At 59.3% G+C, this 18,638-nt stretch carries 16 protein-coding genes and 2 pseudogenes; 11 read left to right on the top strand and 7 right to left on the bottom strand.

The window, feature by feature from the left end:
* Positions 1–64: 64 nt before the first annotated feature.
* The 3 genes from ACA059_RS14855 (at position 65) to ACA059_RS14865 (ending at position 2,269) form a co-directional block, all read left to right on the top strand.
* Positions 65–505: a carboxymuconolactone decarboxylase family protein gene (locus tag ACA059_RS14855; protein WP_497634509.1), complete on the top strand. Its 441-nt coding sequence runs from the start codon at positions 65–67 to the stop codon at positions 503–505.
* Between the two features lie 87 nt (positions 506–592).
* Complete coding sequence (locus ACA059_RS14860) at positions 593–1,573, top strand: LysR substrate-binding domain-containing protein (protein ID WP_497634510.1); 981 nt, start codon at positions 593–595, stop codon at positions 1,571–1,573.
* A 174-nt stretch (positions 1,574–1,747) separates the two neighbouring features.
* Positions 1,748–2,269 carry a GNAT family N-acetyltransferase gene (locus ACA059_RS14865; RefSeq protein WP_497634511.1) on the top strand — a complete coding sequence of 174 codons (522 nt, stop codon included), beginning with the start codon at positions 1,748–1,750 and terminating at the stop codon, positions 2,267–2,269.
* A 1-nt stretch (position 2,270) separates the two neighbouring features.
* On the opposite strand, the gene ACA059_RS14870 is transcribed toward ACA059_RS14865, so the two are convergent.
* Entirely contained in the window at positions 2,271–2,963 is a 693-nt protein-coding gene (locus tag ACA059_RS14870; protein WP_497634512.1) for an aspartate/glutamate racemase family protein, read from the bottom strand.
* A gap of 93 nt (positions 2,964–3,056) precedes the next feature.
* Between ACA059_RS14870 and ACA059_RS14875 the strand changes: the two genes are divergently transcribed.
* Together ACA059_RS14875 and ACA059_RS14880 are read left to right on the top strand one after the other, a co-directional pair.
* The gene (locus tag ACA059_RS14875; protein WP_497634513.1) at positions 3,057–3,833 is read left to right on the top strand and encodes a helix-turn-helix domain-containing protein; all 777 of its coding nucleotides are present in this window, start codon (positions 3,057–3,059) and stop codon (positions 3,831–3,833) included.
* A 69-nt stretch (positions 3,834–3,902) separates the two neighbouring features.
* Positions 3,903–4,397, top strand: coding sequence for a hypothetical protein (locus ACA059_RS14880; RefSeq protein ID WP_497634514.1), 495 nt, complete (start codon positions 3,903–3,905; stop codon positions 4,395–4,397).
* A 165-nt stretch (positions 4,398–4,562) separates the two neighbouring features.
* Here the strand turns inward: ACA059_RS14880 and ACA059_RS14885 are convergent, their stop codons facing one another.
* The gene (locus tag ACA059_RS14885) at positions 4,563–4,784 is read right to left on the bottom strand and encodes a cbb3-type cytochrome c oxidase subunit 3 (protein ID WP_497634515.1); all 222 of its coding nucleotides are present in this window, start codon (positions 4,782–4,784) and stop codon (positions 4,563–4,565) included.
* Positions 4,785–4,799: 15 nt separating this feature from the next.
* Positions 4,800–6,227, bottom strand: a complete 1,428-nt coding sequence (gene ccoN / locus ACA059_RS14890) for a cytochrome-c oxidase, cbb3-type subunit I (RefSeq protein ID WP_497634516.1) — start codon at positions 6,225–6,227, stop codon at positions 4,800–4,802.
* Positions 6,228–6,686: 459 nt separating this feature from the next.
* Here ccoN and nirA point away from each other — a divergent pair, with 459 nt between their 5' ends.
* The 3 genes from nirA (at position 6,687) to ACA059_RS14905 (ending at position 9,994) form a co-directional block, all read left to right on the top strand.
* A complete protein-coding gene (gene nirA, locus ACA059_RS14895; protein ID WP_497634517.1) occupies positions 6,687–8,360 on the top strand; it encodes a nitrite reductase NirA in 1,674 nt (557 codons plus the stop codon).
* Complete coding sequence (locus ACA059_RS14900; protein ID WP_497634518.1) at positions 8,357–8,836, top strand: DUF934 domain-containing protein; 480 nt, start codon at positions 8,357–8,359, stop codon at positions 8,834–8,836. The genes nirA and ACA059_RS14900 overlap by 4 nt, the downstream gene beginning before the upstream one ends.
* Before the next feature lie 189 nt (positions 8,837–9,025).
* A complete protein-coding gene (locus ACA059_RS14905) occupies positions 9,026–9,994 on the top strand; it encodes a hypothetical protein (RefSeq protein ID WP_497634519.1) in 969 nt (322 codons plus the stop codon).
* A gap of 85 nt (positions 9,995–10,079) precedes the next feature.
* Here ACA059_RS14905 and ACA059_RS14910 read toward each other — a convergent pair whose 3' ends face one another.
* The gene (locus ACA059_RS14910) at positions 10,080–12,431 is read right to left on the bottom strand and encodes a tetratricopeptide repeat protein (protein WP_497634520.1); all 2,352 of its coding nucleotides are present in this window, start codon (positions 12,429–12,431) and stop codon (positions 10,080–10,082) included.
* Positions 12,432–12,645: 214 nt separating this feature from the next.
* Here ACA059_RS14910 and ACA059_RS14915 point away from each other — a divergent pair, with 214 nt between their 5' ends.
* Positions 12,646–13,272, top strand: coding sequence for a DUF3313 domain-containing protein (locus ACA059_RS14915; RefSeq protein WP_497634521.1), 627 nt, complete (start codon positions 12,646–12,648; stop codon positions 13,270–13,272).
* A 172-nt stretch (positions 13,273–13,444) separates the two neighbouring features.
* Here the strand turns inward: ACA059_RS14915 and ACA059_RS14920 are convergent.
* A pseudogene (locus ACA059_RS14920) lies at positions 13,445–13,645 on the bottom strand (IS110 family transposase); the annotation flags it as partial.
* A gap of 19 nt (positions 13,646–13,664) precedes the next feature.
* Here ACA059_RS14920 and ACA059_RS14925 point away from each other — a divergent pair.
* On the top strand, positions 13,665–13,892 hold the full coding sequence (locus tag ACA059_RS14925) for a hypothetical protein (RefSeq protein ID WP_497634760.1): 228 nt from the start codon (positions 13,665–13,667) through the stop codon (positions 13,890–13,892).
* A gap of 192 nt (positions 13,893–14,084) precedes the next feature.
* Here the strand turns inward: ACA059_RS14925 and ACA059_RS14930 are convergent, their stop codons facing one another.
* Positions 14,085–15,113 carry an HAD family hydrolase gene (locus tag ACA059_RS14930; protein ID WP_497634522.1) on the bottom strand — a complete coding sequence of 343 codons (1,029 nt, stop codon included), beginning with the start codon at positions 15,111–15,113 and terminating at the stop codon, positions 14,085–14,087.
* Positions 15,114–15,238: 125 nt separating this feature from the next.
* A pseudogene (locus ACA059_RS14935) lies at positions 15,239–15,631 on the bottom strand (DUF1254 domain-containing protein); the annotation flags it as partial.
* Positions 15,632–16,051: 420 nt separating this feature from the next.
* Between ACA059_RS14935 and ACA059_RS14940 the strand changes: the two are divergent.
* Positions 16,052–18,637: a pyocin-S2/colicin E7-DNase domain-containing protein gene (locus tag ACA059_RS14940; RefSeq protein WP_497634523.1), complete on the top strand. Its 2,586-nt coding sequence runs from the start codon at positions 16,052–16,054 to the stop codon at positions 18,635–18,637.
* The last annotated feature ends 1 nt before the right edge of the window (position 18,638 follow it).

Genomic DNA, 18,638 nt, shown 5'->3' on the forward strand with positions numbered 1-18,638 from the left:
TCTGTAACGCCTGCGTATCAGCGCCTACCTTGGGGGGCACACATTCGGTCCACGAGGTCACTCCATGAACGCCCGCCTGGATTACTACAGCGCTTCGCCCAAGGCGATGAAAGCGATGATTGCCATGGAGGCCTTGACCAGCAACCTCAGCATCGAGCCGGCCTTGCTGCACTTGATCAAAATCCGAGCCTCGCAACTCAACGGCTGCGCCTTCTGCACTGACATGCACTCGGTGGATGCCCGGCGCCTCGGCGAGACCGACCGTCGTTTGTATTCGATCGTGGTCTGGCGCGACAGCGGCTTCTTCAATGCGCGAGAACGCGCGGCGCTGGCCTGGACCGAAGCCGTCACCTTGCTCTCTGAAAGCCATGTGCCGGACGACGTTTACACTCAGGCCCGGGAGCAATTTAGCGAAGGCGAGATGGTCGACCTGACCATCGCCGTCACCACGATCAACAGCTGGAATCGCCTGGCAGTGAGTTTTCGGCAAACCCCTGGAGGCTGAATCGATTTTCCGCCCCGAGTGTCACGTCAGGTTCATAAACGCTGCGCAGGATGAGGTTTTCAAGGACAGTTCGACAGGGAGTCAGCGATGCGATTCATGGAAACCACAGAGCGTCAGCGAGTTGCCGAGTACCGCTCGCCCGTAGAGAAAACCTTATCCTGGCGCACTCTGGCGGCAGGGATCGATCCGGTGCTGGCGCAGTCTTTTCGGGTCAGTGCCCGTTGCGGCTGTTTCATGCAGGCGGCCCGCAGTCTCAACATCAAGGCCACCCAGCTGCGCAAACAATTGGCGCAGCTTGAAGCGCAACTGCGGTGTTCGCTGTTCAGCCATTCAGAGAATGGCGTTGCCCTCAGTCGTGACGGATTGCAGCTGCAATCACAGTTGATTGCCCTGGCCCATGAACGCGACTTGCCGGTGATCGAACAGCCGTTGATTCGCTTGGCCGTCGCCGAATCGATCCTGCATGACATTCTCGGTCGCGATCTGGTTGCCTTGTTGCGGCGCAACGCCAGCGTGCGCCTGGACATCATCACCCTGGACAGCGAACTCTCCCTGCAAGCGGTCAGTGCCGATGTGGTGCTGTGGCTGGCCGGCACCGGTTCACCGCTGCCGGGCCCGAGTTTTGCGGTCAGCGAGCCCCGGCGTCTGGCACGGCTCGACTACCTGCCCCATATTGCCAAACGTTACTCACGGGTCGCGTCCCGCCCTGACAGCCTCGATGACCTGACGGATTTCCTGCTGGTGCAATGGCAGCATGACCGGCAGGTCGACTGTTTCCGGCCGTGGAATACCCTCGTGGACCAGCGCCTGGCCGGGGTGGTGCAGTTGCATTCCTATGAGCTGATGCTGGAGATGATCCGTTGCAGCGCCTGCATTGGCCTGCTGCCCAGATACATCAGCCGCTTCGACCGCGGCCTGATTGAATTGCCGGGGCTGTTCAGTCAACCGATGCAGCGTCAGGTGTGGATGGCGGTCAATGCCGAGTCCGAGGGTTCAGCGCAGGTGCAGATGATCGTTGAGCTGATACAGAACACGTTCACTGAGCGCCGAGAGTGGTTCGAAGGCTGAACACTGTCCAAAATGTGGGAGCGAGCTTGCTCGCGATGGGGCCATCACATTCAACATTGATGTCGACTGTCCGGCCGCTATCGCGAGCAAGCTCGCTCCCACATGGGTTCTCGCCATATCGGAAGTAGGCGGTATAGAGTGGGCGGCCATGTCTGTATCAAGGATGAATCACCCATGCCCGCCACTGACGCTGTCATCTCCCTCGAACGTTTCAACGAATCCCACATCGATGGCATTACCGCGCTCTACAACGACCCGGCCATTACCCGTCAGGTGCTGCAAATGCCATTTCAGTCCACCGATGTCTGGCGCAAACGCCTGGCGCCCGACAACGAGCGTGTGGTGCAGCTGGTGGCGCTGCATCAAGGAACGGTCATCGGCAATATTGGCCTGGAGCAGTTTTCACGGATCCGCCGCAGCCATGCCGGCAATCTCGGCATGGGCGTCGCGGTGGCCTGGCAGGGCAAGGGCGTTGGCTCGAAACTGCTGACGGCGGCGCTGGACATCGCTGACAACTGGATGAACCTGCAACGGCTCGAGCTTTCTGTCTACGCCGACAATGAAGCCGCCATCGCGCTGTATCGCAAGTTCGGCTTCGACACCGAAGGGCTGTTTCGCGACTACGCCGTGCGTGATGGCGTGCTGGTGGATGCCTTGAGCATGGCGCGTCTGCGTCGCACGCCCAAGGCCGATTGAATCACTCGCCCAACGCGAACGCCACCGCCGCCTGCGCATGCAGTTCGGTGGTGTCGAGCAAGGGCAGGGCGCTGTGCTCGGGTTTGATCAGCAGGCCGATTTCCGTGCAACCGAGGATGATGGCCTGGGCGCCACGTTGGGTCAGTGATTCGATGACTTGCTGATACACCTTGCGCGACGCCTCGCTGATCACTCCGACGCACAACTCGTCATAGATGATCCGGTGGACGGCCTGACGTTCATCGGCCTCCGGCACCAGCACGGTCAGCCCCATTGAGGTCAGGCGTTCCTTGAGGAAATCCTGCTCCATGGTGAACGCTGTGCCGAGCAGTCCAACCTTCAGCGCACCTGTATCGACGGCCGCCTGACCAGCCGGATCGGCGATGTGCAGGAATGGAATGTCGATCGCTGCCTGAATCTGCCCGGCCACTTTGTGCATTGTGTTGGTGCACAGCACCACGCAATCGGCACCGCCAGCCTGCAACCGCTGCGCCGCATCCACTAGAATCGCCGCCGCATCGTCCCAGCGCCCGGCGTGCTGGGCCTGTTCGACAGGGCCAAAGTCGACGCTGTACATTAGCAATTTCGCCGAACGCAACGGCCCGAGCCGGTCGCGCACCTGCTGGTTGATGAGACGGTAATACTCGGCGCTGGACTCCCAGCTCATGCCGCCGATAAGGCCGATGGTACGCATAGCGTGCTCCTGTTGATGGCAACCCTTTGTTCGAGCATGCCCTTATTTGAGAGTACCCGTGGCTCTTCATCTCGATCTATCAGGAAATTTCACATGCCAATGGTGCTGAGCCAGGAGCTGCTGGGCGGCAGACTCTGCTTGCAGCTTTTGCCCCGTGCGGCTTACAGCGCGCGTGACCCTGTGCAGTGGCAAACCCTTGGGGTGACGCTGGAACGTCAACACGGCGTGCACGCCATCGATTCGGATCACCGGGTGGATTTCGATACCTTGCCTGGCGTACTGGCTTACACCCCGGTCGGCGTGGAAGTGTTTTCCGAATCGGCCAGCGGTGGCGAATACCTGCTGATGCGTCTGGACGAGCCGTTGGCCCATCAGCATTTACCCGCGGTTGACCACCGTGTGCAGTCTTCAGGTAATCGCCGCGCGCTGATGCTGGGGCGGGAATTGCGGCGTCTGTTGCTCGCTCCGCAACCGGACAGGTTGGCGCTTGAGCAAAGGGCGGTGGAGTTCCTTGGTTTGATGAACCCGAAGGCCAATACCGCGCAACGTGCCACGCCCAGGGTTTTCGCCCAAGTGCTGGATCAGATCGCCGAGCAGTTCCACGAGCCCCTGACCCTTGAACAATTGGCCGCCACCTACGGGCAAAACGAGCTGCGCTTTCTGCGCGAATTCACCCGGACCATCGGCCTGACACCCCACGCTTACCTCGTTGAAGTGAGGCTTCAGGCGGCACGCAGGATGATCGAACACACTGACCTGTCCCTGGCCGACATTGCCCTGGACGCCGGCTTCGCCCATCAGTCCCACATGGGCAGTGCCTTTCGCAAATACCTGGCCATGACCCCCAGCCAATACCGTTCACGCTTTTAGTCGTACGCCGGCAGCGCGCATCTGCCATGCTCAAAGTCCGCAGCACCGCTTCAACAAAGGAACACCGCAATGGACGACGTACAGCAACTGGGTGAGATGCTTCGCCATTACGCAGAAAGCGAAGCGCACAAGAAGCAACTGTTCGAGTCGCAATCGGCCGTGTGGGCGACGCGCATTGGTGAACTGTTCGATCAGATCCAGCAATGGCTGGAACCGGTCCAGGCGCCGAATCTGCTGGAGGTGAGCCGCGAGTCCTATGTCGCCTCGGGGCCGAGCGTTCCGGTCGAAACGTCGACCTTCAAGACCGAGAAGCTGTCCATTGTGATCGCCGGTAAACCGGTGGAGTTTGTGCCGGATGTGATGGGCGTCGGTGGTCAGATTTCACTGGCCGTGATGGGCCTGACGGCAGCGCGCTATGGCAGCATTTCGCTGGTGTGCCTGCCGCCGTCCAGTAGCTGGCAATGGCGCAAGACCAATGGCTTGAAAGACCCGGATACCTTTGCCTTTGATGCGAACTTTCTGGCGCAGCAGTTGCAGAGCGTGATTCCCCGCGAACGCGGTTGATCTCTCAGCAGTAACACAGAACCTTGTGGGAGCGGGCCTTTGTGGCGAGGGGGCTTGCCCCCGTTGGGTCGCGAAGCGGCCCCGAAAAAAGGGACTGCTGCGCAGTCCAACGGGGGCAAGCCCCCTCGCCACAGGGCCCGCTCCCACATTTGAATTTGCGATGTGTCAGATTTCCAGGTTTCCCCAGCCTGGTTTTGCTTCTTCCGGGACCACGGCCTTCACCGTTTTTCCGGTCGCCAGCTCCACCCGCCGCGCCACCTCAGGGTCATCCGCAAACGGAATCAGACTCGCATCTTCCAGACTCTCGGCTGTCTGGTGTTTCAGGCAGTATTCAACCGCCAGCCAAAGCCCCGTCACGCCCAGCACATTCAGTACGACCTCAATCATCTCAAGCTCCCTACCTCAGGCAATCTGCGCTTCGCGGTGGGCCATTTCGACGTCCGCAACCCGCACCGTGCGCCAGACGTTGTAAGCCATCAGCAACATGCCGCTGAGGAAGAACACACCGCCGGTGAAGCGCACCACGAACCCTGGATGGCTGGCCTGCAAGGCTTCGACGAAGGAGTAGGTCAGCGTGCCGTCATCGTTGATCGCACGCCACATCAAGCCCTGGGTGATGCCGTTGACCCACATCGAGGCGATGTACAGCACGGTGCCGATGGTCGCTAGCCAGAAGTGCAGGTTGATCAGTGGTGTGCTGTACATCTGATCGCGACCGAAGACTTTCGGGATCATGTGGTACAGCGAGCCGAAGGTGATCATTGCCACCCAACCGAGGGCGCCAGCGTGGACGTGGCCGATGGTCCAGTCGGTGTAGTGGGAGAGGGCGTTGACCGTCTTGATCGCCATCATCGGTCCTTCGAAGGTCGACATCCCGTAGAAGGCCAGGGACAGCACCAAAAAGCGTAGGATCGGGTCGGTGCGCAATTTATGCCAAGCACCCGACAGGGTCATCATGCCGTTGATCATCCCGCCCCAGCTCGGCGCCAGCAGGATCAACGACATCGCCATGCCGAGTGACTGCGCCCAGTCCGGCAGTGCGGTGTAGTGCAAGTGGTGCGGGCCGGCCCAGATGTACAGCGTGATCAACGCCCAGAAGTGCACGATCGACAACCGATAGGAATACACCGGCCGTCCGACCTGTTTCGGCACGAAGTAATACATCATCCCGAGGAACCCGGTGGTCAGGAAGAAACCCACTGCGTTGTGCCCGTACCACCACTGCACCATGGCGTCGGTCGCCCCGGAATACACCGGATAGGACTTGAACCAGTCCACCGGAATCGCCAGGTGATTGACCACGTGCAACATGGCGATCACCACGATGAACGCGCCGAAGAACCAGTTGCCGACGTAGATGTGTTTGGTCTTGCGTTGCACCACGGTGGTGAAAAACACGATGGCGTAAGCGACCCAGACCACCGTCATCCATACCGCGCCGGAGAATTCGATCTCGGCGTATTCCTTGGTGGTGGTGTAGCCCAGCGGCAGGGTGATCAGCATCACCACGATCACCGACTGCCAGCCCCAAAAAGTGAATGCCGCGAGCTTGTCCGAAAACAGCCGCACCTGGCAGGTACGCTGCACCGCGTAGTAACTGGCGGCGAATTGCGCGCTGCCGGCAAAGCCGAAAATCACCAGGCTGGTGTGCAGCGGGCGCAAGCGGCCGAAGGTGGTCCATGGCAGGTCGAGGTTCACCTGCGGCCACACCAGTTGCGAGGCGATCCACACCCCCATCGCCATCCCCACGACACCCCATACCACGGTTGCCACGACGAATTGGCGGACGACCTTGTAGTTATAGGCCTGTCCGATTGTTGCTGTGCTCATGGTCAAAGCTTCCACGGTTGCAAAGTCTTGCCAGGCCACCCGGACTGGCATGTTGCCCACTGTAGAAACCCCACCGGAAACAAAACAGACTCAGAAAAACCGAGTTTATGCGGAGCAGATAAAGCGAATGCCTGCGGTGATCAGCCGCAGTCTGATACGGTTTTTTAGCATTCAGGTGAATCTGTAACGTGCTGCGCCGCAGGTCCATAGTCGCCTCAAGAAAACGGGCCATAGAGCTTCAAGCTCACTGAAATCCCTGTGGGAGCGAGCTGTGGCGAGGGGATTTATCCCCGTTGGGTCGCGAAGCGGCCCCGCGTCCGTTCAGACAGACCGGTTTGTCTGGATTGACGACTGCTTCGCAGCCGAACGGGGCGGTGCGACGTTTCGCTAAATCCCCTCGCCACAGTTCGCTCCCACAAAGGTTGTGCAGAGCCCGATCAATCCTGATGAGGTAGCCACATGTATCAGTACGATGACTATGACCGGGCCCTGGTCTTTGAGCGGGTCGCGCAGTTTCGCGATCAGGTCGAACGCTTCATGGCGGATGAGTTGAGCGAAGAAGAATTCCTGCCGCTGCGTTTGCAAAACGGTCTGTACATGCAAAAACACGCCTACATGCTGCGCGTGGCGATTCCTTACGGCACGTTAAGTGCGCCACAGATGCGCACGCTGGCGAGCATCGCCCGGGATTACGACCGTGGCTACGGCCACTTCACCACCCGCCAGAACATGCAGTTCAACTGGATCGAACTGGCCCAGGTGCCAGACATCCTCGAACGTCTGGCGCAAGTGGAAATGCACGCGATCCAGACCTCCGGCAACTGCGTGCGCAACATCACCACCGAAGCTTTTGCCGGGGTGGCGGCGGATGAAATGATCGACCCGCGGCCGCTGGCGGAAATCCTCCGGCAGTGGTCGACCATCAACCCGGAATTCCTGTTCCTGCCGCGCAAGTTCAAGATCGCGATCTGCTCGGCGGAACAGGACCGGGCGGCGATCATGATGCATGACATCGGCCTCTATCTTTACCCAGGACCCGACGGGCAGAGGCTGCTGCGGGTCATCGTCGGCGGTGGGTTGGGGCGCACGCCGATCCTCGGTTTGCAGATCCGCGAGGGGTTGCCGTGGCAGCACCTGCTGTCCTACGTCGAGGCGGTGCTGCGGGTCTATAACCGACATGGCCGGCGGGACAACAAGTACAAGGCGCGAATCAAGATCCTGGTCAAGGCGCTGGGCATCGAAGTCTTTGCCCGGGAAGTGGAGGAGGAGTGGCAGTACCTCAAGGACGGCCCGGCGCAGTTGACCGACGTCGAGTATGAGCGCGTGGCCAGTGCCTTTGTGCCACCGGACTACCGTGCTCTGGCGGACACCGATCTCGACTTCGGCACACGCCTGTCCGAAAACCCGGCCTTCGCCCGTTGGGTGTTGCGCAACGTTCAGCCGCACAAAGTGCCAGGCTACGCCAGCGTGGTGCTGTCGACCAAACCGGGCATTGCCTCGCCGCCGGGGGATGTCACCGCCGAGCAAATGCAGGCGGTGGCCGACTGGTCCGAGCAGTTCGGTTTTGGCGAAATTCGCATCGCTCATGAACAGAACATTGTGTTGCCCGACGTGCCCAAGGCTGATCTCTACACGCTCTGGAGCCGGGCCTGCGAACAAGGCCTGGGCTGCGCCAACATCGGTTTGCTGACCGACATCATCGCCTGCCCCGGCGGCGACTTCTGCGCACTGGCCAATGCCAAGTCGATCCCCATCGCACAAGCCATTCAGGCACGCTTCGAAGACCTCGACTATCTGCATGACCTGGGCGACATCAGCCTGAACATCTCCGGCTGCATGAACGCTTGCGGCCACCACCACATCGGCAACATCGGCATTCTGGGGGTCGATAAGAACGGCAGCGAGTGGTACCAGATCACCCTCGGCGGTGCTCAGGGCAAGAACAGCGCATTGGGCAAAGTCATCGGCCCGTCCTTCAGCGCCGCCGAAGTGCCCGGAGTGATCGAGCAGATCATCGCCACGTTCGTCAATTACCGCGAGAGCGAGGAAGTGTTCGTCGACACCTTGCAGCGCATCGGTCTGGAACCGTTCAAAGAGCAGGTCTATCCGAAGCTGCTGGAGGTGTCGGCATGAACAATTTGCTGCGACTGGAGGAGGGTATGGCGCGGATTGTCGCTGATGATCCCTGGACGCTGGTCAGGGATGTCAACGATGAATGGCCGGCGGGTGCAGTGATTCTGCCGTTGGCCCGTTGGCTTGAAGGTCCACCGCAAAAGGGCGTGTGGTTGGGGCCGGACGATGAGGTGGAAAGCCTCAAGCCGTGGTTTTCACACCTGCCGCTGATCGCCCTCGACTTCCCGAGCTTCCGTGATGGTCGCGGTTACAGTCAGGCGTACTTGCTGCGCACTCGATTGGGCTGGACGGGCGAGTTGCGTGCGGTCGGCGATGTACTGCGCGATCAACTCAGCCACATGCGTCAATGCGGGTTCGACAGCTTCGCGGTGCGCGAAGACAAATCCGCCGAAGATGCGCTCAAGGGGCTGGCCGGGATGAGTGTGCTGTATGGGCGTTCGGTGATTGAGCCGCGACCGTTGTTCAGGCGGCGGTAAAAAAACGGGAAGATCAAAAGATCGCAGCCTGCGGCAGCTCCTACACGCGATTGCGTATATCTGAAACATTGCGTGTGTACGCAGTCGATGTATGAGCTGCCGCAGGCTGCGATCTTTTTGCTTTGGACAGTGATGGCACTTTGGTAGAGTCCGCACCTCATAAGGAAGTCGTACCGAAAGGAGTCTGGTTTGAGTGTGGGCAAGAAAATTTTAGGGTTAACCGCGTTTCTGCTGATGTTGACCCTGTGGGGCGGTTACTTTTATGTGTTCCAGGAGAACCGCGGCGGTCAGTTGGGTGGTGCGTTCGACAGTTACGCCTGGTGCGGCACGCCACCGGCCGCCGATGCGCTGTCGCTGGGCAAAGATCAACTGACGCTGCGCATCACCAACAACCTGCGTGGCGAGTTCCTGCTTAGCGGCGCGGTGATTGTTTCCGAGCGCACTTTCAATCGCTATGACCTGGGCCGTAACGAGCTGCGCCTGCGCCTGGAACCGCTGCAATGGTCCTACGGCGCCACGCCGATTTTCCTCGAACAGGTCAAAATCAAACCCCTGAGCCGTAACCTCGCCTCAGACAACAAAAGTGCCTACGCGGAGCTCGAGCCACGACCGATCGGCGTACAGGGACGCGCCACCGAGTTCCCCTTCGACACCTACCGCTACGGCTACAAACCGGTGCTGTATTACCTCAAGGGCAATGAGCGTATCGACGTGCGCTTTCGCCACATCACCACGGTGATGGAGATGTCGAACACCTTTACGCCCATTCAGAAGTACAACCGGGCCGAGTACATCAATGAGAAAAACTCGTTGGTGCGCGACGAGGATTACAAGCCTTACGCCGCCAACGAATGTGCATTCAGCGTCGAGCGCAAGGGTTCGTTCAAGGTGATCGTCTTGCTGTTGCTGCTGGTGATTTGCCTGCCGCTGATGCACGTGTTTTATCGCGACGAGCCGGGCATTGATTTTCTCGCCACGCTGGTGAGTATCGGGGCGATCCGGGTGTTTCTGGTGGGGCCGTTGAATGACTTCCAGTTGTACAACATCGACTTCCTGTTCGGCGCGGCGATTTTGCTGGTGGGGACGGTGTCGTTGATCAAGGCGATGCGGGCGAATAGTCGGCGGGAGTTGGCGCTCAAAAGCGGTTCGTCCTGGTGATTCCACCGTCTATGTAGCAGCTGCGTTGTGGCGAGGGGATAAATCCCCTCGCCACAACGCAGCTGCTACAGACATGGCGCAAGGCTTACTTCAACGCAGGATCCCCCATGTTCATTTTCTTCCAGCCCTGCAACAGCACCTGTGCCTTCGGTTCCTGCCCGTTATCCAGGTAGTACTGGATCAACGACAACCGAGCATTGCGATTGGCCGGTTGCACTTTCAACAATCGCTCCAGCTCTTGGCAGGCCTCATCGACCTTGCCGCTATCGTGCAACGCCACCGCCAACACGTAACCGTACTGAGCGTTCTGAGGCTCCAGTTGCGCGGCCTTGCGCAGGGCCGGCATGGCCTGGGCGGATTTGCCCGCGCGCACCAGGGACAGGCCTTGAGTGTGTTGCAGCAAGGCGGAATCCGGATGTTCTTTCAGGCTCTGCTCCAGCAGCGTCTGAGCTTCCTGACTGCGTCCGTTCGCCTCCAGCCATTGCACCAGCGTCACCAGCGCCGGGTAGAAATCCGGATCGCGCTTGAGGGCCATGCGCAGCAACGTTTCGACTTCGCCGCTACGACCGCTGGCTTGATAGAGCATGGCCAGGTTGAGGTTGGCTTCAGCGCGTTCGGCCAGGTTCTTCTGGACCGCCTCGTACTCGGCGATGGCTGCATTCCAGTTGTCTTGGGCGCTGCCCAATCCATTACGGGCCACGCTCAGCAGATCCCGGGCCGCGACAATCCGCACAGCCTTCACCGGATCAGACAGCAATGGCGTCAGCAACGACGCGCGCTCCGGTGGCGGCAAGAACGCGCTGATCGCCCGGACGGCGCTTTCACGCACTTGTGGGGCCGGGTTGTTCAAGTCCTTGGTGGCGAGTTTCAACGCCTGTTCGCTTGGGTACAGCGGCAACTCGGCGAGTAGGGTCGCGCGCTGAATCGCTGGCAAATTGCTGCGTTGAAGCTGCTCGTACAAGGCTTGTGCCGCGCCGGGCTGACCGTTGCGAATCAGCCACAGGCTTTCGTCGTAACGCGGTGCCTGCGCGGTGGTGCTGTTCCAGAGCTTGAATTGCTCCGTGACCTTGTCGCCAGCCTTGCCCTGGTGGCAAGACAGACAAGCGTCCGGCGTGCCGAGTTTTTTCGCCCGCTCAGGGTTGGGAATGCTGAAACTGTGGTCATGCCTGAAGTCATTGCCCATGTAGAACTTGCCGGGCATGTGGCAATCCACGCACTGCGAACCCGGTTGGCCCATGGTGTGGCGGGTGTGCTCGATGGAATCGTAGTTCTTCGCTTGCAGCCCTTTGCCATCGACGCCTTCCACCGAGGTCTTGCCCGCGGTGTTGTGGCATTGCAGGCAGACACCGTTGCCCGGTGCCTTGAGCTCGGTGCTGTGCGGGTTGTGGCAGTTGCTGCAGCGCACGCCCTTGTCGAACATTTTGCTCTGGGCGAAGGAGCCGTGTTCGAACACTTCGTCCTTGATCTTGCCGTCCAGCGCGTACAACTCGCGGGTCAGGGTGCTCGGCAGGTAGTCATCCATCAGGCGCTTGCCGGCGGTGAAGCCGTCGCCCAATGGCGCGCGGCGCGAGTGGCAGCGGGCACAGGTTTCGATTTCGACAGTGGCGTTCTTGTCCTTCAGGTCGACGGCAAAACCGGCATGGACCAGGTCACCTTTTTTTGCTGTCCATTCCAGGTGATTGGAGGCCGGGCCGTGGCAAGCCTGACAGCCGACACCGAGGCTGTTCCAATGACTGTCGAAGGTGTTTTTCGCGGCATCGAAATTGCGCTTGTAACCGGTGGTGTGGCACTCGACGCACATGAAGTTGGCGTTCTGGCTCGGCTTGCTCCAGTGCAACGGGTCTTTGAAGTTCACACCCTGACCCGGATAGAGGTGAAACCAGCGGTGCTTCTCGGTATCCCAGGCCACGCCGAGGGCTTGCAACCGACCTTCGCCGACCTCGATCAGGTATTGCTGCAACGGCGCGATACCGAAGGTGTAGGCGACCTTGAAGTCGGCATTCTTGCCGTCAATGCCGGGGGTGTTGACCCAGAACCCGCCGTCTTTGCGCGAGAAACGGGTGGTTTCTTTTTCCGCTTTGAAGGTGACGTTATTGAAGTCGCCCAGCATCGTTTCGGCGTTGGCTTCCTGCATTGCCAATTGGTGATGGGAGCCTTGCCAGTCCTTGACCTGCTCGCTGTGGCAGCCTTGGCATTGTTGCTCATCGACCATCGTTGCCGGCGCCACGGCGACCGGTTGCGGTTTGGCCGGCTGAACGACCGGAGTGCTGACAGGCGCATAAGTCACGGGCACCGGTTTGCTGCTGAACAGAAACCAGCCGATGCCCGCGATGGCCAATAGCAAGACACCGAGGGTGACGGGAAACAGGTAACGGTTAATCAGGGTTTGTGGCGAATCAGGGTTTGGCTGTACCGCTTTATTTTTATGTTTCGGCATTGCGACTTCCATAGTCCGGGTGCGTTTGCCGTCAGGCGTGCGTTCAAGCTCGATGCAGCTTTGCCGGATGGTCGGCGTCTGTCAAATGACGGTTGTGATCCTCGGTGCAGCGTTCGATGAGTATTGTGATTTTTGAAAACAAACTGCGCTGCATTGGCCATACCTGTAACACCCTTACTCGTACGGTTGTCGACTGACTTACAGGAGTTACAGCATGAAGCTTGCGTTAATGATGAGCACCCTGTGCGTGGCCTCGATCGGAGTGGTGGGTTGCTCCAGTAAAGTGGTGGAGCCGGGTCTGTATTCGGGTTTTCTCAAGGACTACAGCCAGCTCAAGGAAGCCAAGTCGCCCTCGGGTGCCACGGTGATGCGCTGGGTAGATCCCAAGCTCGATATCAATAAGTACACCAGTGTCTATATCGAACCGACCCAGCTCTATCCCAAACCTCAACCGACCGTGAAAATCCCTCAGGCCACCCTGAACGGAATCACCAGTTACTACGATCAAGCGCTCAAGCGTGAAGTGGGTAAATCCCTGCCGTTGGCTGCGGGCCCTGGCCCGGGTGTGATCGTGGTGCGCGCCACCATCACCGCCGTGAGCAGCAAGACCGAAGGCTTGAAGCCTTATGAAGTGATCCCTATCGCCCTGGTGGCAGCGGCGGTGAGCACGGCCAGTGGCATTCGCGATCAGGAAACCGACCTGGCCACTGAAGCGGTGTTTCTCGATGGCGCCAACAATCATGTTTTGGCGCAGGTCGTGCGCAAGGGCACGGGCAAACCATTGGAAAACGAATCTGTTTTTGATGCGTGTATGGCTTGCTTTCATCTATCCGGCGTCTGAGTGGGGTTGTGGCCCCGCGCCTCGATGAGAATCGATGCCCGACGATCCTGATTACTCGAACGGCCTTTCAGCCGTGTGGGAGCTCAGGGTTGTCGTCAGGCCGGTTGGCCGTTCACGTCATCTGTTATCCAGCATCGCAAACCAGGTGGGTGGTGCTTGGGTGACAGCAGGGTCAGGCGTTCATCGCGCTTGGCCCTGCATCGAATCCGGTGTGGTGCGCGGCAATCGCCCAGGCGATCCTCGCCAGCTTATTGGCCAGCGCGCAGACCACATGGTTGGAGTGATGGCGGGCCAATAGCTGCCGGACCCAGTCCGCCAGCCAGCCTTTCTGTCGGTCCAGCTGCATCACGTAAACACGGGCACACTGGATGAGGCGCGATGAGCTTGGGCATATGTCCCAGCTTTGCGACTTCCTGCGCCATGAAGTGGGCTCCGCCACAGGCTTCCATCACGACGGTGCAGGGTTCGAGGTTCGCCAGGTGTTGGGTAAGCGCCACTCGAGTAAACTTTTTGCGGTAGAGCTCATGACCACGATCATCTTGGACATGCAGATGAAAGGAGTGTTTTCCCAAGTCGATGGCGGCAATAGCTACTTTGTTCATGGCAACAGTCTCCGATGAGCCCCCTGCGAAAGCTTAGTGGGCGATCACAGGGGGCGTCGGGGGTAGCCATTTCATTATTGGATCTTGACCGACGGCGCCACCAGGGCGAGTTTCGGTAGCCACTTGCGTATGCGAGTCATCAGACTTGCTCCTTTCTCGCTGGCGTCGCGTGGTGCGACAAACGTTTTTGCGGTCCTGCGTTACGCTTTTTTATTGCACTAGCTCGGGAGCGGCGGCATCGAAGGGATAGATCCGGCGCCATTCGGCGGCCATATCCACGACAGTCCAGCCACGGTTTTTTGCTTCGTCCAGGGCCTTGTCCAGACGACCGATATCTGATTTTCGGTCATAGGCCCATTCACGTTTAGCGTCGGTGTGATGCACCAGCCCCATGAATCGTTTGCCTGTGCCGGCGGCGGTCCATTGCAGCATTTGCAGGTCGCCGTCGGAATTGCCGAACGCGAGGATCGGGCGCCGGCCAATGACCGCGTCGATGCTTTCCGGTTTGCCCGGGCCGTCATCGTTGTGGGCCAGTTTGGCGGTGCGCAGGATCGACGGTTGGCCGTCCTTGAGCTGGTAGGCGGTGACAAACGTGGTGCCGATCACTTGCTCCGGCGGGATGCCGTAGACCTTCTCGGCGAAGGCGCGCATGAACGCGGAGTCGCCGCCGGAGACGATGTAGGTTTTGAAATTCTGGCTACGCAGGTAATCGAGCATTTCCAGCATCGGCTGGAAGATCATCTCGGTGTAGGGCTTGCCGGTTTTTGGATGGCGCGCCTGGGTCAGCCAGGTTTTGGCGTAGTCGTCGAAGGCTTCGGTGGTCATGCCGGTGTGGGTCGCGCCGAAGATCTTCATAAAACCTTCCATACCCGAGTCGGCGAGGGCCTTGTGATCGTTTTCCAGCACAGCTTTGAACGGCTGGGTGGTTTTCCATTCCGGGTGTTGCGGTGCGGTGCGCTTGACCTCTTCCATCGCAAACAGAAATTCGAAGTACATCGGCTGCTCGCTCCACAGCGTGCCGTCGTTGTCGAACACGGCGATTCGATCGGCGGGTTTGACGAAGTCCTTGCTGCTTTGATCGGTCACCGTCTGGACAAACTCGATGATGTTCTTTTTCGCCGGGCCGTCGTTCCATGAGGGGAGGGGTTCGGCAGCCTGAGCCAACAGTGGCAGACTCAGGGCCAGGGTCAGCAGCAGCTTCAGCCCGTAACGTTGGCGGAGCGATATCGGGTTCGTCATGGGAATGCCTTCTCGTTAACTGGATTGAGAGGTCGTAGCGCGGGAGCGGCTGAAACTTTGCTGCGTTCGGCCTGACTATGCAGCGTAGCCAAGGATTGCTTGAGGTGGCGCAGCGCGTGATCTTCGGTCGGGCCGGGTGGCAGTTCGATCACCAGCGGACCAGTTTCATTCAGGTCGACGAAGCCGAGGATGTACGGTGTGGTGGCGTTGGCGGTGATCACGCCCAGTTTCTCTTCGTAACTGTTGAGCACCATCAGGTCGCCGCTGTGAGCGCTGAGCTTGTCGCGGAATTCTTCCTGCCAATGCGCGTAGGACTCCAGGGGCAAGGCCCACAGATAACTCTGGGTCGCTTGTTGGAAATCCAGTCCGGCGTAGAGCCTGGCAATCGATTCATGGGCCGGCAGTTCGCCTTCCATTGCGATCTTGCCGATCCGCGTATCCAGCTCCTGGGCGCCGACCCCGCAACTGACGAACATCGTCATCAGGCTGAAACCGGCTGCGCGAATTGCACCATGCATATGAAAGTCCTTATTTACCAAACGTGACGTTGATCCCGGCGAACAGCGTGAACTGCGGCAGGCCATCAGCCGGTGCTGACGACCGGGAACTTCTCGGCCGTTACTGCGAAATCTCTTTCCTATTAAGCCTGTAGGACACGTCTGTTGAAGCTAGCAGCGAACGCCGGGTTCGCCAGTCGAAGGGCAGCTTCTTTGATTATTTTGTACACGCTTGTGGGGATTTATGTGTACTAAAAAGTTAATACGAAACAGGAGGTTGAGATCGATGGACTGTTGATGTGGTGAGGGAGCTTCTCGGAGCGCCGCATCGCCCCGTTAGATGGCGAAGCCACTCGATATAAATCCACTTCATATAACTATGTACCGCACCTGACCACCGCCCCATCGACATGCTGTGCCCTACAGACAAGGAGTGACTGTATGGCACAAAACACATTCAACGATGGATCATCAGGGAGCGTTGTCATCAGGTCGGGACCGCCCGCTTCGGGTGGTGGTTCGGGCGGCGGTTTCGGTGGCGGCGGTGGGGTTTCAGGCGGCTTTGGTAAAACCAGCAAGGGAAAGCGAAAAGCCCGAAAGCGAGCCATAGAGGCTGATCGTAAGGCAAAGGAACAAGCGAGCGCGCAAGCAGCGGCTCAGGCGCAAGCCGCTGCTGCACAAGCACAGGCCGCCGCTGCACAAGCGCAGGAACAGGCCCGTGTGCAGGCACGGCATCAACAACTCGTGGGGCTGGCGCAGCGTCATTCCGCCGTAAGAGTCGAGGTAGACCAACGTTTTGCAGCCCGGGCCGCGCAACTTGCGCCAACCCTGGAACAAGAAGTTCTGGCAGCGGGACGACCGCCCAGTAGCCACTCGAGCGAGCGCCGGCAGCTTTACACCATCACCAAAGACAAAAGCGAAATCGACGGGCTGATCGCCCGTAAAATCGCTGAGCTCAATGGCAAAAACGCGGTTGCTCGATCATTCGATGGGCACGATCCGCTCACCCGCACGTTGCACGATTACCAGGTCCGACTGGAGCAATTCGGCGAGGCGCTCGTTCACGGCCACCAGACCTGGGAAAACGCCTACAACGCTGCCCATGAGGCTCGACTGTTATCGGCACAGATAAACGCTCTCACGGGTAGATCCATTGCGCTGGCCGAGCACCACGCCGAGCAGACCATTGTCTGGCGTAAGCGGGAGGCCGTCTGGGAGGCACAGCGGCAGTTCGTCGAGCAGCGCGAAGCGCGAGTTCGGTTCAAGCAGCAAGTCGATGAAGATGCGCGGGTTGAACGGGTCAGGCAGGCCAACACGCTGACGGCGCCGGTAACTTCGGTGGCCGCTGGCGGCGGAATGTTTTTGACTCGAGAAAGTGTGTTGGTTGCGCAAGACGTCGCCGCTGCACTTGAAAGGGCTGTCCTGGCTGCCATCGACACCCTCATCGATGCCGGGCGCATCGTAGTCAGGACGGGGCCAGTATTTGTCACTGCAATGGTTTATTCGCCAACCCTTGGCAATGGCGAGTTGACTACGGAACAGCGCAGGCGTTTGTTGCAGGGTATTGGCGTTCCAGCCCAAGCGCTGGGCTTTACTGACAGTCGGGCGCTGCAGTCAATCGCAGATGTGGGCGGTTCAGCGGAGGTGGCGTACCGGCTCAAACCCGAAGCCGTGCCGGAAGGCGCCGCGATTATCGTCACTAACACCGGTGGTGAGGTAGACGCTCGTGTACCGGTTATCAATGCCGTACTTGACCCGCTGACCGGTGTCTACAGCGCCGAGGTCCCGGGTTCACCGCCAAGACTCCTGCAGTTCACACCCGAATCCATACCTCAAGTCGCCACTTCCGGTCAGGCCGGTCTGGCGGTGATGACACCGCAGATCCAGGACATCCCGGCAGGTGTCGACTTGCGCATTCAGGATTGCATCGTTTGCGTGCCGGGCCTGCCGCCGATCTACATGTCGTTCAACCTGCGGCCCTTGGGCTCAGGCATCGTCACCGGGACCGGTCAACCTGCTACGTATGATTGGTGGAAAGCCACAAGCCAGGCCCAGGGTGCGGCCATTCCTGTGCAGATCGGCGACCAATTTCGCGGTCGGGAAATCCCGTCGTTCAGCGCCTTCGATGAAGCGCTGTGGCGAACGGTTGGTGAACACCCGACGCTTGTCGCCGAATTCGATGAAGTGAACAAAAAGCGCATCGAACAAGGCTTCGCGCCCTACGCGCCGAAAAACACTTGGGTCGGTGAACGGCGTGAATTCGAGCTGCGTTATCAGGAGCGGGCAGAACTCGGCGCGAACCCCTTTAACCTCGACAAAATAAGCATCACCACACCGCAAAGCACCCAGGGGAGGCTGGGCATCACTCCAGCGGTTCTACCCTGGCCGATTCGCCCCGTGGGTGGCGGTACCTGGACCCCTTTGGTTCCACCAGGCACCGAACATCTCGGGCCAACGACCTCGCCGATCACACCGCCGATTCCAGCGGTTTATCCCGGCGCACCGGTCATCCCGGTCCTACCGCAAAACGAGACGTTTCCGGCTGTTGACGAAGGGCAGATTGGTGCCAGTATTCCTGGGTATCCGGCGGATATGGAGCTGCCTTCGTCGGATGTTCTGTTTCTAGATCGGCGGGATGATCCGGGGACTGCGACAGGGTGGGGATCTCATGCCTCGGAGGTTTGGTTAGGGGATGACGCGAGGGGAGAGGGAGCACCGATTCCTTGGTACATTGCGGATCAATTGCGGTGGAAGGAGTTCAGGAATTTCCATGGCTTCAGGCGGGCGTTTTGGAAGGCTGTTGCGGCGGATGCAGAATTGCAGGTCCAATTTACGCCTATCGATTTGCACTTGATGAAAATGGGTAAGGCTCCTTACGCGTCGGCAGAAGATAGAAATGGAGGCCGAATTAAATTCGAAATTCATCATCTCGTAGAAGTTGCGCAAGGGGGGGCAGTTTACGATATGGAAAATTTGGTGGTGATGACACCTAGACGGCATATTAATTTTCATGGAAAAGGAAGTTGAT

The sequence above is a fragment of the Pseudomonas sp. LBUM1647 genome, assembly GCF_059716175.1.

What these genes read in the sequence shown, in the direction of transcription:
- ccoN (WP_497634516.1), bottom strand. Translation starts at nt 6,227, where the DNA reads ATGAGCACAGCAACAATCGGACAGGCCTATAACTACAAGGTCGTCCGC.
- ACA059_RS14875 (WP_497634513.1), top strand. Translation starts at nt 3,057, where the DNA reads ATGCCAATGGTGCTGAGCCAGGAGCTGCTGGGCGGCAGACTCTGCTTG.
- ACA059_RS14940 (WP_497634523.1), top strand. Translation starts at nt 16,052, where the DNA reads ATGGCACAAAACACATTCAACGATGGATCATCAGGGAGCGTTGTCATC.
- ACA059_RS14930 (WP_497634522.1), bottom strand. Translation starts at nt 15,113, where the DNA reads ATGACGAACCCGATATCGCTCCGCCAACGTTACGGGCTGAAGCTGCTG.
- ACA059_RS14900 (WP_497634518.1), top strand. Translation starts at nt 8,357, where the DNA reads ATGAACAATTTGCTGCGACTGGAGGAGGGTATGGCGCGGATTGTCGCT.
- ACA059_RS14915 (WP_497634521.1), top strand. Translation starts at nt 12,646, where the DNA reads ATGAAGCTTGCGTTAATGATGAGCACCCTGTGCGTGGCCTCGATCGGA.
- ACA059_RS14880 (WP_497634514.1), top strand. Translation starts at nt 3,903, where the DNA reads ATGGACGACGTACAGCAACTGGGTGAGATGCTTCGCCATTACGCAGAA.
- nirA (WP_497634517.1), top strand. Translation starts at nt 6,687, where the DNA reads ATGTATCAGTACGATGACTATGACCGGGCCCTGGTCTTTGAGCGGGTC.
- ACA059_RS14860 (WP_497634510.1), top strand. Translation starts at nt 593, where the DNA reads ATGCGATTCATGGAAACCACAGAGCGTCAGCGAGTTGCCGAGTACCGC.
- ACA059_RS14865 (WP_497634511.1), top strand. Translation starts at nt 1,748, where the DNA reads ATGCCCGCCACTGACGCTGTCATCTCCCTCGAACGTTTCAACGAATCC.
- ACA059_RS14885 (WP_497634515.1), bottom strand. Translation starts at nt 4,784, where the DNA reads ATGATTGAGGTCGTACTGAATGTGCTGGGCGTGACGGGGCTTTGGCTG.
- ACA059_RS14925 (WP_497634760.1), top strand. Translation starts at nt 13,665, where the DNA reads ATGTCCCAGCTTTGCGACTTCCTGCGCCATGAAGTGGGCTCCGCCACA.
- ACA059_RS14910 (WP_497634520.1), bottom strand. Translation starts at nt 12,431, where the DNA reads ATGCCGAAACATAAAAATAAAGCGGTACAGCCAAACCCTGATTCGCCA.
- ACA059_RS14870 (WP_497634512.1), bottom strand. Translation starts at nt 2,963, where the DNA reads ATGCGTACCATCGGCCTTATCGGCGGCATGAGCTGGGAGTCCAGCGCC.
- ACA059_RS14855 (WP_497634509.1), top strand. Translation starts at nt 65, where the DNA reads ATGAACGCCCGCCTGGATTACTACAGCGCTTCGCCCAAGGCGATGAAA.